Here is a 13,101-nt window from a genome sequence, read left to right on the forward strand (position 1 = left end):
CGGCGGCACCGGCCGGGGGCGTGCCGAACCGGCCGGGCGACGTGCGGGACCGCCGTCGGGACGCGCACGGCCCGCCGCGTCCCCCGGACGGGGGACGCGGCGGGCCGTGGGACGGGCGGGCGGGTCAGGCGCCCGGCGGGACCCGGTTCGGGCGTCCGCGGCCCCGCGTGAGCGCGTAGCCGCCGATCCCCGCGAGCGCCGCGAGGACGCCGCCGATCCCGGTCCACACCCAGCGGTCGGACCACCAGCCGGACGTCCAGCCGTCGTCGGGTTCGAGCGAGGACAGTGCCGCGGCGGGCGAACCCGAGTCCTCCCCGGACTCGCCCGACTCGCCGGAGTCCCCGGGCTCCCCGGTCACCGCGACGCCCGGGACGAGCGGCTGGGCGAGCGAGCCGTCCACCGCGGCCGAACCGCCGATGTCCTTGGAGTCCACCCGCAGTCCGGCGCTCACCGGCTGTCCGAGGTCGCCCGTGCCGAGCCCGGTCGCGGTGAGCCGGACGTAGTACGTGCCCGGCAGCGGGTCGTTCGCCCACGTCTCCGACCAGGCGCGGACGGTACGCAGGGTGCAGGCCAGCTCCACCTCGGACGCGTCCGCCGGCACCGTCCGGGTCTGCGCCCCGTACTGGCACGCCTGACGGCGCCGCAGACCGTCGTACACGTCGATCTGCCAGGTCTGCGCACCGGCGGGCCGGGACGCCTCCGGCAGCTTCACGCTCGCCTTCACGGTGGGCCGCTGCCCGGCGTCCGCGGGAAACGACCAGTACAGGTAGTCGCCCGTCGAGCCGTTCGCGGTGGCGTCGACGCCCTGCTCGACCTCGGTCGCCGTACGGAACGACGTACCGGCCCGGGTGGGGGCGGCGCCGTCGCCGGACGGGCTCGCCGAGGGCGAGGGGCCGGCGGCGGCGGGGGAGGCGGCGGCGGTGAGCAGCACGGGCGCCATGGCGACCCCCAGCAGCGCCGCCGTGTTCAGCACTCGTCGGACACGCATCAGTTGGTCCTCCAGACCGCGAACCGCCAGCGTGAGATCCAGCCCCACAGGACACCGGCGAGGAAGCCGGCGATCACCAGGGCGCCGAGCAGCCACCAGCCGCGGCCGAGGCCGAACGAGGCCACGTCCGCGGCCTGGTCGGGACCGTCGACGACGTCGACGGTCAGCTCCAGCGGCAGTCCGGGCGTGGTCTTCACCCCGGACGCGGCGGAGAAGGAGTGGGTGACCTGGAGGCACACGACCTCGGCGGGCGCGTCCTCGTCGTCCTCCTCGGCCTTCGGATAGCGCAGACCGGTCGACACCACGTCGGTGCGGCCGTGTCCGGACGCCTCGCCGCGCACGATCTCCCGGCCGTGCACGGTGACCGCTCGCAGCAGCACCCCGTAGTCCGGGTCGACCCGGCGGTCGGCGGCGATGCTCACCGAGGCGCGCAGCTCCTTGCCGGGCTCCAACTCCACCCGGTACCAGCGCTGCTGCGCGAACTCCTCGCGGTCGGTGTACAGGCCCGACGTGACGGCGGGGGCCCCGGTGCAGGAGGAGGCGCCCTCCACGGCCACCGGCTTCACCACCGGGTCGGCGGCCCGGTCGACCAACTGGTTCACGCGGTCGCTGAGTTGTTCCTTGTGCTCGACCGAGGTGTAGGTGCCGCCCGTCGCCTCGGCGATGCAGCTCAGCTGCTTGCGCAACTTCGCGTTCGGGACCAGGCCGAGGGTGTCGATGGTGAGGTCGACGCCCTTGGCGGCGATCTCGCGGGCCACCTCGCACGGGTCGAGGGGGCGGCAGGTGTCCTCGCCGTCGCTGATCAGCACGATCCGCCGGGTCCCCTCACCGCCCTGGAGGTCGTCGGCCGCCTTCAGCAGGGCGGGGCCTATCGGGGTCCAGCCGGTCGGGTTCAGGGTCGCGACGGCGGTCTTGGCCTCCGTGCGGTCCAGCGTCCCCACCGGGTAGAGCTGGGCGGTGTCCTTGCAGCCCGTCTTGCGGTCGTCGCCGGGATAGTCGGCCCCGAGCGTGCGGATGCCGAGCTGCACCTCCTCCGGCGTGGCGTCGAGCACCTCGTTGAACGCCTGCTTGGCCGCGGACATCCGCGACTGGCCGTCGATGTCGCGGGCACGCATCGAACCGCTGACGTCCAGCAGGAGTTCGACCTTGGGCGCGGTCGCCGTCGTCTCGTCGGCGACCGCGCCGGCCGGGAACGCGATCCCCGCGGTCAGGGCGGCGAGCAGGGCGCAGACGCCCGCCGCCAGCCGTTGTCTTGTGATCATCGGCGGATCCTATTGATCAAAGGTGCCCCGCTTCAAAACGAGGGGCGCCCGATCTCACAACGGCCGTGGTCCGCAGCGCGGTTGGGGCAGCAGTGTCCACTGGTCACCGGGGGTGCCGGGGGACAGGCGCATCACGGTGAGCGCCTTTGCGGGAAGGGGCTCGTCCAGGAGCGCGCGCAGGTCCGCCGTGCGCGGCAGGTCCGGTGCCGCGTTCTCCAGCGCCTCGGCCAGGGCCGCCGCCGAACCGGTCACCGCACCCAGCGCCCCCGCCACGAGCGAGCCGAACAGCTTGCGCCGCAGGGCGCTCTCGTCGTCGGTGACGATCCGGCCGGACAGGCGGGGGACCGGGACGCCGTGGCGGGCCAGCCGGTCCGGACCGAGCCGGATGTCGGCCAGGTCGCGGTAGACGAGCCGGACCGGGGTGTCCGACGCGTCCAGGACCACCAGCAGGTTCTGCCCGTGCGCCTCCAGGGCCACGCCCGCCTCCAGCAGCCGCAGCCCCGTTCCGAGGGCGAGCCGGGCGAACGCGGCCGACCAGCCGGGCCGCCCGGGCAGCCCGGTGAGCGGCAGGGCGGCCACCGGCACGCACCGCTCACCCGGACCGGCGTGGGCGTCGGGCGGCTCCCGCAGCACCGCGGCGAGGTCGGGGGTTCCCGCGCCGGCCGCGCCGAGCGTGCGCGTGACGCGCAACGGCAGCCCCAGCCGTTCCACCAGGTCCGCCAGGAAGGCGGAGACCGTCTGCGCCGTCCGCACCGAGTACGCCGAGATGTCCCGCACGGACGAGGTCAGCCGGGTGCTCAACGCCGTCTTCACGTGCGGCCCGTCCGGTACCGCGAGCGTGCGCAGCGACATCAGCGGCTGCGCCGCGAAGCCCGGCCGGACCTCCGCGTCCAGCACGTGCGCGGCCTGCCAGGGGTGTACCGGGATCAGCGTCCGCTCCCCGTCCCGCAGCCACGCCGGCCACGCTCCGCTCACCAGGGCGTCCCGCACCGCCACCAGCCCCAGCCGGACCTCGGGCCGGTGCTCCGGTCCGTAGGCGAACTGCTCGGCCACCGAGAAGCCGGGCCGGGCGCGGCAGCAGGGGTGGTACGGATGCCCGTCCACGATCCGCCGCTCCCACTCCCCGCTGTCCGCGCCGGCCCCCGGTCCGCCGGGCGCCCGGTCGGCCCGCGACAGCGCCGACGAGGCCGTGCTGTGCGCGAGTTCGGCCGCGAAGGAGCCGCCGTGCGGGACGCCGAGAGCCCTCACCAGCGCCTCCGGACGGGTGTACGGCCGCCCCTCCAGCAGCACCTCGGTGACGTACGCGTCCGTCGCGTACGGGTCCGCGCACGGCCCCCGGAGCCGCCGCCCGTCCCGCAGCAGCACCGTCAGGCCGTCACTGGACACCTCCCGGCCGGCGATCCACGGCAGCGGCTCGTGACCCAGCGCGCGCCACAACCGGGTCAGTACCGCCGCCCGCGCGCCGGGCAGCGCCGCCGCGTACGGCGCCGACAGCTCGGGGCGCACACCGTTCAGTTCCCCGGCGAACGCGGCCTCGGTGTCGTACGGGCGGGGACGGGGCACGGGCGGGCTCCTCGGGTACGGGGACGGCGTCGCGGGCGTCCGCCGGGGCAGACATACTGATCACCAGTGCACCGTACGGATCGAACGGACCGGATGGACCGCGTGGACGTGAAGCCGACCGTGTTCGCCGCGCTCACCGGGGGTGACGCGGACGAGGCGGCCGAGGCGTACGCCATCGCGCCGCTGCTCAACTGCCTCCTGCGCGAAGTGGCGCGCCCCGCGCCGGAACCGGGCCTGCACCGGCTGCCCGCCGGGGGCGCGCTGCTGCGGGTGCGCGGCACCCGGCGCCCCGCGGGACCCGAGGTGCACACCGGCGGCGCCTGGCGCCGGATCGGCCACCGGGAGCTGGTCCGGCTGACCGCCGACGAACTGCGGTCCGCCACCGGTGTCGCCAACACCGCGCTGGCACGGGAGATGACCCGCAGCCGGGAGACCGTCGCCGCGCTGCTGCGCGCCCGCGCCCGGGCGCGGGTGCCCGAGGACGCCTACCGCCGCTCCGAGCAGTCCCTGCTCCTGGGCCACCCGCATCATCCGGCCCCCAAGGTCCGCGGCTTCGGCGCCCCCGCCGAGTGGCTCCCCTACGCCCCCGAGGCCTACGCCTCCTTCCCGCTGGAGCTGCTCGCGGTGCGGGAGGACGCCGTCGCCGAGGACGGCGACACGAGCGCGCTCGACGCGCTGGGTCAGGCCCCTCCCGGCTACCGGCTGCTGCCCGCCCACCCCTGGCAGCTCGCCCTCACCCGGACCTCGCCGGCGATCCGCGCGGCGCGCGCGGACGGCCGGCTGCTGCGTCTGGGGCGCACCGGCCGCGCCCTGTGGCCCACCGCCGCCGTCCGCACCCTGTACGCCCCGCAGGACGACCTGTTCGTCAAGTTCAGCCTCGACGTGCGCATCACCAACGACGTCCGCCGGCTGTGGCGCCACGACCTGCTGGCGACCCGCGCCAGGGACGCGGCGACCGCCGCCGCCTTCGCCGCGCACGACGGACCGGCCGCCTGGCTCAGCGACCGCGGCTACCGCACCGCCGACTTCGCCTTCGAGGAACTCGCCGTCCTGGTCCGCGACGGCTTCGCCCGCCACCTCGTGCCCGGCGCCGGCCCGCTGCTCGCCGCCGCCCTGGTGGAGGGGTTCGACGGCAGCCCGCTGGACCGGCTCACCGACCCCGCGCCCTGGTGGGCCGCCTACCTCCGGCAGGTGGTGCCCCCGGTCCTGGACGCCTTCGCGCGCCACGGCGTCGTCGTCGAGGCGCACCTGCAGAACACGCTCGTGGCCGTGGACCGGGCGGGACTGCCCGTGCAGGCGCTCTTCCGGGACGCCGAGGGCGTGAAGCTGCTGCCCGGCGTGACCCGCGCGGCCGGCTGGGAGCGGCTCGTGTACTGCCTGGTCGTCAACCATCTCGCCGAGCTGGCCGCGCTCCTCGCCGAGCGCTTCCCCGGAAGCGAGCCGTGGGCGGCGGTCCGGGCCGAACTCCTGCGCCACGACCGGGCCGGGCTGCTGCCCGAGATCGCCGCCCTGCTCGCCTCGCCCACCCTGCCGGGCAAGGCCAACCTGCTGCTGCGCTGGACCGGCGCCGACGGCGCGGACGCCCGCTACCTCCCGGTGCCCAACCCGCTGGCCGCCTCCTGACCCGGGAGGCGGGGGCGAGCGGCTGTTCTACAGTGGCGGGTGTGCTGCGCGACGTGACCGCTGTCCGATACGTGACCCCGCTGACGGCCGGCGGCTCCGTGCCCGGGGTCGTCGAGGCCGACGACCTGGGGACCTACGTCGTGAAGTTCACCGGTGCCGCGCAGGGCCGCAAGGCGCTCGTCGCGGAGATCGTCGTCGGGGAGCTGGCCCGCGCCCTCGGCCTGCGCTTCCCCGAGCTGGTCCTCGTCCACTTCGACCCGGCCGTCGGCGGGCACGAACCCCACAGGGAGGTTCAGGACCTGCTGCGGGCCAGCGCCGGGCTCAACCTCGGCATGGACCACCTGCCGGGCGCCCGGGACTTCACCCCCGAGGTCGCGCGGACCTTCCCCGTCGACCCGCTGGAGGCGGGACGGGTGGTCTGGCTGGACGCCCTCACGGTCAACGTGGACCGCACCGTGCACAGCTCGAACCTCATGGTGTGGCCCACCCTCGGCGTGGCGCCGCCCCGCCTGTGGCTCATCGACCACGGGGCCGCCCTCGTCTTCCACCACCGCTGGGACACCTCCGCACCCGAACGGGCGTACGACTTCCGCAGTCACGCGCTCGGCGGCCACGGGCCCGACACCCGGGCCGCCGACGCCGAGCTCGCCCCGAAGGTCACCGAGGAGCTGCTGCGCTCGGTGCTGGCGCAGGTGCCCGACGTCTGGCTGGCCGGCGAACCGGGCTTCGCGGGCCCGGGCGCGGTCCGGGACGCCTACGTCGGCTACCTGCTCGCCCGCGTGGCGGCCTCCGCGGCCTGGCTCCCCACGGACTTCCCGAGCCGCGAGCAGCTCGCCGCGGAGGACGCCGACCGGGTGGAACGGACCCGGCAGGACCGCCCCGACTGGCTCAAACGCGTCCCCGACCTGCATGGCAAACCGGCGGCGGAACAGGACTGGTCGGTGCACCTGGGATGACGCAGACACCAGCGACGGAGGCACCCCCGATGGAGACACCCGCGACGAGGACCCCGAAGACGGACGCACAGCCCGGGGACGGCCGGCCGACGGGCGGTCGGCGCGTGCAGATCGAGTACTGCACGCAGTGCCGCTGGCTGCCCCGGGCGGCCTGGCTGGCCCAGGAACTCCTCACCACCTTCGAGGCGGAGCTGGAGGAGCTGTCCCTGAAGCCGGGCACCGGCGGCGTGTTCGTGGTCCGGGTCGGCGGCGAGGTGGTGTGGGACCGCCGGGACCAGGGCTTCCCCGAGCCCACGGCGGTCAAGCGCGTCGTCCGCGACCGCCTGGCCCCGGGCATGTCCCTGGGCCACGCGGACCGCTCGGCGGGCTGACGCGGTCAGCCGGCCAGCTGCTCGTAGGCCGGCAGGGTGAGGAAGTCCGCGTAGTCCTCGTCCAGGGCGACCTTGAGGAGCAGGTCGTGCGCCTGCTGCCAGGAACCGGCCGCGAACGCCTCCTCGCCGATCTCGGCGCGGACGGCCGCGAGCTCCTCGGCGGCGATCTCGCGGGCCAGCTCGGGGGTGGCCGCCACGGTGCGCCCGTCGTGCTCGAAGACGACACCGGCGTTGATCCACTGCCAGATCTGCGAGCGGGAGATCTCGGCGGTGGCGGCGTCCTCCATCAGGTTGAAGATCGCCACCGCGCCCAGCCCGCGCAGCCATGCCTCGATGTAGCGGATGCCGACCTGCACGGCGTTGACCAGGCCGTCGTAGGTCGGGCGGGCGTCCAGCGAGTCGACGGCGATCAGGTCGCCTGCCGCGACGGACACGTCCTCGCGCAGCCGCTCCTTCTGGTTCGGCCGGTCGCCGAGCACCGCGTCGAAGGAGGCCATCGCGATCGGGACCAGGTCGGGGTGGGCCACCCACGAACCGTCGAAGCCGTCGCCCGCCTCGCGGTCCTTGTCGGCCTTGACCTTCTCGAAGGCGATCCGGTTGACCTCCTCGTCGCGGCGCGAGGGGATGAACGCGGCCATGCCGCCGATCGCGTGCGCGCCCCGCTTGTGGCAGGTGCGGACGAGGAGTTCGGTGTAGGCGCGCATGAACGGCGCCGTCATCGTGACCGCGTTGCGGTCCGGCAGGACGAACTTGGCGCCGCCGTCACGGAAGTTCTTGACGATGGAGAACAGGTAGTCCCAGCGGCCGGCGTTCAGCCCGGCCGCGTGGTCGCGGAGTTCGTAGAGGATCTCGTCCATCTCGTAGGCGGCGGTGATCGTCTCGATCAGGACGGTCGCGCGGACCGTGCCCTGCGGGATGCCCACGTAGTCCTGGGCGAAGACGAACACGTCGTTCCACAGCCGGGCCTCAAGGTGCGACTCGGTCTTCGGCAGGTAGAAGTAGGGGCCCTTGCCGAGGTCGATGAGCCGCTGCGCGTTGTGGAAGAAGTACAGGCCGAAGTCGACCAGCGCGCCGGGCACCGGCGTGCCGTCCGCGTCGACCAGGTGGCGCTCGTCCAGGTGCCAGCCGCGCGGGCGCATGACGACCGTGGCGAGTTCCTCGTCGGCCTTGAGCGCGTAGGACTTGCCCGACCGCGGGTCGGTGAAGTCGATGTTCCGGGTGTAGGCGTCGATCAGGTTGACCTGACCGGAGACGACGTTCTCCCAGGTGGGAGCGGAGGCGTCCTCGAAGTCCGCGAGCCACACGCGGGCGCCGGAGTTGAGGGCGTTGACGGTCATCTTGCGGTCGGTGGGGCCGGTGATCTCGACCCGGCGGTCGTTCAGCGCGGCCGGGGCGGGAGCGACCCGCCAGGAGTCGTCCGCGCGGATGGCGGCGGTCTCCGGCAGGAAGTCGAGGGTGCAGGTGCGGGCGATCTCGGCGCGGCGCTCGGCGCGGCGGGCGAGGAGCTCCTCACGCCGGGGCGTGAACAGCCGGTGCAGCTCGGCCACGAAGGCGAGGGCCGCACCGGTGAGGACCTCATCCTGCCGGGGCAGGGGCTCGGCGTCGACGATGGCCAGCGGGGACGGCGCTGGTGCGGACATGAGCTGTCACTTCCTTCAGCGAACTACGTGCGGGCTGCTACGGACTGTCCGGACGGACCGGTACGGCGTCGACGCGCCGTGGCACCCGGTGCCAGGGCGCGAGGGGACGGCGCCGGGCGCCCTCGACACGGCGGGGCGCTTCTGATCAGTGGATACTAGTTTCCTCATGGTGGAAGTTCAATGGTTTGTTGATGTCGAGATTCTCTGAGTCGACACAAGGTGGCGCTGGGTGCCATCCCGTTCACTCCAGGTGGACCAGGTCGGCCTCCGTGTCGATGTCGAAGGCCCGCGCGACGTCGCCGCACTCCACGAGTGTGATCGCGTCCCGGTGGGCCGCGAGGTAGGCGCGCGCACCCCGGTCCCCGGTCGCCGTCGCCGTGATCCCCGCCCAGTGGTCCGCGCCGAACAGCACCGGATGGCCGCGCCGCCCGCCGTAGGCCGCGGCGGCCAGCGACCGGGGCGAGGTGTGGGCACCGAGCACCCGCGCCACCGCCTCCGCGCCGATCCCGGGCTGGTCCACCAGCGATACCAGCGCCGCGGTCGCCCCCGAGCCGGCCAGCGACCGCAGACCCGCCCGCAGGGAGGAGCCCATGCCCTCCTCCCAGTCCGCGTTGTCCACCACCACGCAGCCGGACAGATCGGCCCGCTCCCGCACCTGTGCCGCCCGCGCGCCGAGCACCACGTGGACGCGCGCACAGCCGCCGGCCCGCAGCACCCCGACCGCGTGCTCGACGAGGGGCCGCCCGCGGTGGGGCAGCAGGGCCTTGGGGCGGTTGCCGAGCCGGCGGCCGCCTCCGGCCGCCAGCAGCAGCCCGGTCACCTGGTCCGTGTTCTGCGTCATGCCCCCTGCATACCGGACCGGCCCGCGCGGCGCTCCGCGACCCCGGTTCGCGGTCGACGCGCCCCCGGGCCGGATTTCGGTCCGCGCGGTGGCGCCCGGCGCACCGGGTGGCGTTTACTGGCCCGCGCCCCGCGGCCCGGCCGCCGGTGCGGGGCCGGTAGGGGAGGGGCCGACGCACGACGGCGTGCGAGGGGGAGAACGGGGTGCGGAGCTTGGGGCGGAGACCGGTGACGGGCGGCGACGAGGACCCGAGGGTGGCGGAACTGAGGGCGGCCGTCTCCCGGCTGCGCCGCGGACTCGCCGCGCATCCCGCCGACTTCCCCGACCGCGCCATCGCCGAGGACGAACTCGCCGCCCTCGCCGCGATGGCCGCGGGCGGCGTTCCCGAGACGCCCCGGCTGCGCCGCTCCCTGCTGCTGATCGCCGGTTCCCTCGGCTCGGTCAGCGCGCTCTCCCGGCGCCTCGCCGACGTCCGCAGCGCGGTCGACCTCTTCGGCGACCCTCCGCGCCCGAGCCCTCGTTGACCGGGAGGCCCCGCCGCCGGCCCGGTCCCGGCCGCCGCGTCCGCCCCGCCCCCGCTCACGGCGCGCCCCGTCCGCCGCCCGCGGCGCGACTCGCCCTCCGGTCGGAGGCCGCCCCCGTTCACCGGCCGCGGTCCGCGTCCGCCGCCCGGGCCGGGCGGCCACCGGCGAAACGGCGACCGGCCGGGGGGCTCAGCCACGCCGGCGCACGATGCCGCGCTCGGTGGCCGCCGCCACCGCCGCGGTACGGGAGTCCACGCCCAGCTTGGCGTAGATGTGCACCAGGTGGGACTTGACGGTGGCCTGGCTCAGGAACAGCTCCTTGCTGATCCGCTGGTTCGACAGACCGTCCCTGACCAGTTCCAGCACCTCCAGCTCGCGGCGGCTCAACGAGGCCGCCGGCGTGCGCATCCGGTCCATCAGCCGGTCCGCGACCGCGGGCGCGAGCGCGGAATGCCCCGAGGCGGCGGTGCGCACCGCCGCCGACAGTTCCTCGGGCGGGGCGTCCTTGAGCAGGTAGCCGCAGGCACCCGCCTCGACCGCGGCGAGGATGTCCGCGTCGGTGTCGTACGTGGTCAGCACGAGCACCCGCGGGGCGCCGGGCCGTTCCGTGATCGCCGCGGTGGCCCACGCGCCGTCCGGACCGCCGCCGAACTGGAGGTCCATGAGGACCACGTCGACCCCGCCCGCCCGGGCACGCTCCACCGCGGCCTGTGCCGTCGGCGCCTCGGCGACGACCTCGAAGTCCGGCTCCGCGGACAGCACGGCGCGCAGGCCGGCGCGGACGACGGGGTGGTCGTCGGCGAGCAGCAGGCGGACGCTCACGCGGCGCTCCCCACGGCGGGCGGCCCGGGGAGCCGGCCGTGCGGCCCGGCCTCGGGCCGCGGGTCCGCGACCGCGGGCAGCGGCAGCGTGACCGCGACCGCCGTGCCCTGTCCGGGCGCCGACTCGACGGTGAGGGTGCCGCCCAGCGACCGGGCGCGGGAGCGCATGGCGGGCAGCCCGAAGCCTCCGTCGGCCCGGTCCGCGTCCGGCGCACCGCGCCCGGTGCCCCGGCCGTCCGGGCCGCCGCCGTGCGGGCCCGCGGCCCGGGGGGTGAAACCGGTGCCGTCGTCGACGACGTCCAGGGCGACCGCGGTGTCCATGAAACTCAGGGTGATCTCCACACGGTCGGCGCGCGCGTGCCGCAGGGTGTTGCCGAGCGCGGACTGCGCGATCCGCAGCAGCGCGACCTCGTAGGGGGTCGGCAGCGCCACCGGCGGTCCGCTGACCGTGCAGCGCACCACGGGCGCGTCCACGGCGGCCGGCCGGCACAGGCGCTCCAGGGCCGCCCCGAGCGACCCCCCGTCGAGACCGGGAGGTGTCAGCGCGCGGACGAAGCGGCGGGCCTCGGCGAGGTTGTCCTGCGCGGTCGTGCGGGCCTGTTCCAGGTGCGGGGCCGCCGGCGAGTCCGCGGGCAGCAGCCGCTGGGCGGCCCGCAGCAGCAGCTGGATGCTGGACAGCCCCTGCGCCAGCGTGTCGTGGATCTCGTGCGCGAGTCGCTCCCGCTCGGCGAGCGTCCCCGCGGCGCGCTCGGCCTCGGCCAGTTCCGCGCGGGTGGCCACCAGCTCCTCGATCAGGTTCCGCCGCCGCTCGCTCTCCCGGTACAGCGCCTCGTAGCCGAACACCGTCGCCGTCGCGACCGCCGCCCCGAGGAGCGGGCCGATGAACGCGCCCGGGGTCGGCGGCGCTCCGTGCGCCACGAAGCCGGCGATGGCCGCGCCCGCGGTCAGCACCACGGCGGGCGCGCCCCACCGGGCGGGCAGCAGGTGCAGTTGGAGGAAGTAGAGGGGAAAGGCCACCCACAGCGCGTCCGGGGACAGCACGAGGAGGACCAGCCAGCCCGCGCTCAGCGCGGCCAGCCAGCCGGCCGCCGCCCGCCGCGACCGCCGCACCGCCGGGCCGAACGCGCCCGCGGCGAGCACCGCGCCGGTGGCCAGAGCCGCCAGGACGACGGCCCAGGGGCGGGCGGTGTCCCCGGAACGGACGGCGGTCAGCGCGAGGAGCCCGGCGAGCAGGGCGTACAGGCATCTGCGCAGGGTGGCGACGACGGGGGAGCGGCGGGGGTCGTTCATGGTCGTTCCAGGGTAGGCGGGTCCCGGCCGGCCGCGGTCAACCGAAAGGTGGAAAACGGCCTCCACCCCGCCGCTCCCGGCGGTCCTCCGTCCGGCCGCTGCCGCTCCGCCCTCCGGCGCCGGTCGACCATGCCGCCGCGCGATGCCCCGGACGGCCGCCCGGCCGCAGGGTGGGAGCCATGTTCGTCGCATGGAGAGACCTCCGGTCCGCCACGGGACGGTTCGCCCTCATGGGAGCCGTCGTCGTCCTGATCACCCTGCTCGTGGGCCTGCTGTCCGGACTCACGGCCGGCCTCGCCGAGGAGAACACCTCGGCCGTCACCGGGCTGCCCGCCGACCACCTCGCCTTCGCCGCGCCGCCCGCCGGCCGGCCCGTGTCCTTCACGGGCTCCGCGATCGGCCCGGCGGCGGTGCGGGACTGGGCGGGGCGGCCGGGCGTCGACTCCGCCGAGCCGATCGGCGTGCGCACCCTGAACGCCTCCGCGGGCCACCGGACGGCCGCGGTGTCGGCGTTCGCCGTCCGGCCGGAGGCCGGCATCGCACCGGCCGGGGTCGGCGCGGGACGGGTCGTGCTGTCGGGGAAGGCCGCCGCCGCGCTCGACGCGGGCCCGGGGGACCGGGTGCGGTTCGGCGGGAAGGGGTGGACGGTCGCCGCGGTGTCCGGCGACGCCGCGTTCAGCCACACGCCGGTGGTGTGGACCGGGCCGTCCGGGCCGGCGACGGTGATCGCGCTGCGGACCGACGGCGCCGATCTGGCGGCCGCGGACCGGGCCGCGGGGACGCGGACCCTCACCCGGGACGCCGCGCTCACCGCCATCGGCTCCTACCGCGCCGAGAACGGTTCGCTCCAGCTCATGCGCGGCTTCCTCTTCGTCATCTCCGCGCTCGTCGTCGGGGCGTTCTTCACGGTCTGGACGATCCAGCGGTCCCCCGACATCGCCGTGCTCAAGGCCCTCGGCGCCTCGACCCCCTACCTGCTGCGGGACGCGCTCGGCCAGGCGGCGCTGGTCCTGGTCGCCGGCACCGCGCTGGGCACCGCCCTGGCGACCGGGGCCGGGGTCCTCGTACGCGGCGGCGACGTGCCGTTCGTGCTGGACGGCCCGACCGTGCTGGTGCCCGCCGGTGTGCTGATCGTCCTCGGCACGGCCGGCGCGGCCCTCTCGGTCCGGCGGATCACCGCCGTCGACCCGCTGACCGCGCTGGGCAGCGTCCGCTGAACACG

The 13,101-nt window shown here is 75.8% G+C and carries 12 protein-coding genes; 5 read left to right on the forward strand and 7 right to left on the reverse strand.

Annotated elements, in window-relative coordinates; all coding sequences use genetic code 11:
• Positions 1-124: 124 nt before the first annotated feature.
• The 3 genes from ACGFS9_RS14730 to ACGFS9_RS14740 are packed head-to-tail and all read right to left on the reverse strand — an operon-like array spanning position 125 to position 3,813.
• Entirely contained in the window at positions 125-988 is an 864-nt protein-coding gene (locus tag ACGFS9_RS14730) for a hypothetical protein (protein WP_393253312.1), read from the reverse strand.
• Positions 988-2,250, reverse strand: coding sequence for a VWA domain-containing protein (locus ACGFS9_RS14735; protein ID WP_393253314.1), 1,263 nt, complete (start codon positions 2,248-2,250; stop codon positions 988-990). The genes ACGFS9_RS14730 and ACGFS9_RS14735 overlap by 1 nt, the downstream gene beginning before the upstream one ends.
• A gap of 54 nt (positions 2,251-2,304) precedes the next feature.
• Complete coding sequence (locus ACGFS9_RS14740; RefSeq protein ID WP_393253315.1) at positions 2,305-3,813, reverse strand: IucA/IucC family protein; 1,509 nt, start codon at positions 3,811-3,813, stop codon at positions 2,305-2,307.
• Between the two features lie 93 nt (positions 3,814-3,906).
• Between ACGFS9_RS14740 and ACGFS9_RS14745 the strand changes: the two genes are divergently transcribed.
• The 3 genes from ACGFS9_RS14745 to ACGFS9_RS14755 are packed head-to-tail and all read left to right on the forward strand — an operon-like array spanning position 3,907 to position 6,763.
• Positions 3,907-5,436, forward strand: coding sequence for an IucA/IucC family protein (locus ACGFS9_RS14745; protein WP_393253317.1), 1,530 nt, complete (start codon positions 3,907-3,909; stop codon positions 5,434-5,436).
• Between the two features lie 41 nt (positions 5,437-5,477).
• Positions 5,478-6,392 (forward strand): HipA family kinase, encoded by a 915-nt coding sequence (locus ACGFS9_RS14750; protein WP_393253319.1) that lies wholly within the window; start codon positions 5,478-5,480, stop codon positions 6,390-6,392.
• A gap of 29 nt (positions 6,393-6,421) precedes the next feature.
• Complete coding sequence (locus ACGFS9_RS14755) at positions 6,422-6,763, forward strand: SelT/SelW/SelH family protein (protein ID WP_393253475.1); 342 nt, start codon at positions 6,422-6,424, stop codon at positions 6,761-6,763.
• A gap of 5 nt (positions 6,764-6,768) precedes the next feature.
• Here the strand turns inward: ACGFS9_RS14755 and aceB are convergent, their stop codons facing one another.
• Together aceB and ACGFS9_RS14765 are read right to left on the reverse strand one after the other, a co-directional pair.
• Positions 6,769-8,403 carry a malate synthase A gene (gene aceB, locus ACGFS9_RS14760; RefSeq protein ID WP_393253320.1) on the reverse strand — a complete coding sequence of 545 codons (1,635 nt, stop codon included), beginning with the start codon at positions 8,401-8,403 and terminating at the stop codon, positions 6,769-6,771.
• A 241-nt stretch (positions 8,404-8,644) separates the two neighbouring features.
• Positions 8,645-9,244: an NTP transferase domain-containing protein gene (locus tag ACGFS9_RS14765; protein ID WP_393253322.1), complete on the reverse strand. Its 600-nt coding sequence runs from the start codon at positions 9,242-9,244 to the stop codon at positions 8,645-8,647.
• Positions 9,245-9,471: 227 nt separating this feature from the next.
• Here ACGFS9_RS14765 and ACGFS9_RS14770 point away from each other — a divergent pair, with 227 nt between their 5' ends.
• Positions 9,472-9,768, forward strand: a complete 297-nt coding sequence (locus ACGFS9_RS14770) for a DUF5955 family protein (RefSeq protein WP_393253476.1) — start codon at positions 9,472-9,474, stop codon at positions 9,766-9,768.
• Between the two features lie 189 nt (positions 9,769-9,957).
• On the opposite strand, the gene ACGFS9_RS14775 is transcribed toward ACGFS9_RS14770, so the two are convergent.
• A complete protein-coding gene (locus ACGFS9_RS14775; RefSeq protein WP_393253324.1) occupies positions 9,958-10,590 on the reverse strand; it encodes a response regulator in 633 nt (210 codons plus the stop codon).
• Positions 10,587-11,879, reverse strand: a complete 1,293-nt coding sequence (locus tag ACGFS9_RS14780; protein WP_393253326.1) for a sensor histidine kinase — start codon at positions 11,877-11,879, stop codon at positions 10,587-10,589. Before ACGFS9_RS14780 ends, ACGFS9_RS14775 begins: the two co-directional genes overlap by 4 nt.
• Before the next feature lie 179 nt (positions 11,880-12,058).
• Between ACGFS9_RS14780 and ACGFS9_RS14785 the strand changes: the two genes are divergently transcribed.
• Positions 12,059-13,096, forward strand: a complete 1,038-nt coding sequence (locus ACGFS9_RS14785; protein ID WP_393253327.1) for an ABC transporter permease — start codon at positions 12,059-12,061, stop codon at positions 13,094-13,096.
• Positions 13,097-13,101: the final 5 nt, after the last annotated feature.

The sequence above is a fragment of the Streptomyces sp. NPDC048566 genome (assembly GCF_043199735.1).
In the GTDB taxonomy this organism is placed as follows: domain Bacteria; phylum Actinomycetota; class Actinomycetes; order Streptomycetales; family Streptomycetaceae; genus Streptomyces.

What these genes read in the sequence shown, in the direction of transcription:
- ACGFS9_RS14730 (WP_393253312.1), bottom strand. Translation starts at nt 988, where the DNA reads ATGCGTGTCCGACGAGTGCTGAACACGGCGGCGCTGCTGGGGGTCGCC.
- ACGFS9_RS14735 (WP_393253314.1), bottom strand. Translation starts at nt 2,250, where the DNA reads ATGATCACAAGACAACGGCTGGCGGCGGGCGTCTGCGCCCTGCTCGCC.
- ACGFS9_RS14745 (WP_393253317.1), top strand. Translation starts at nt 3,907, where the DNA reads ATGGACCGCGTGGACGTGAAGCCGACCGTGTTCGCCGCGCTCACCGGG.
- ACGFS9_RS14755 (WP_393253475.1), top strand. Translation starts at nt 6,422, where the DNA reads ATGGAGACACCCGCGACGAGGACCCCGAAGACGGACGCACAGCCCGGG.
- aceB (WP_393253320.1), bottom strand. Translation starts at nt 8,403, where the DNA reads ATGTCCGCACCAGCGCCGTCCCCGCTGGCCATCGTCGACGCCGAGCCC.
- ACGFS9_RS14765 (WP_393253322.1), bottom strand. Translation starts at nt 9,244, where the DNA reads ATGACGCAGAACACGGACCAGGTGACCGGGCTGCTGCTGGCGGCCGGA.
- ACGFS9_RS14780 (WP_393253326.1), bottom strand. Translation starts at nt 11,879, where the DNA reads ATGAACGACCCCCGCCGCTCCCCCGTCGTCGCCACCCTGCGCAGATGC.
- ACGFS9_RS14785 (WP_393253327.1), top strand. Translation starts at nt 12,059, where the DNA reads ATGTTCGTCGCATGGAGAGACCTCCGGTCCGCCACGGGACGGTTCGCC.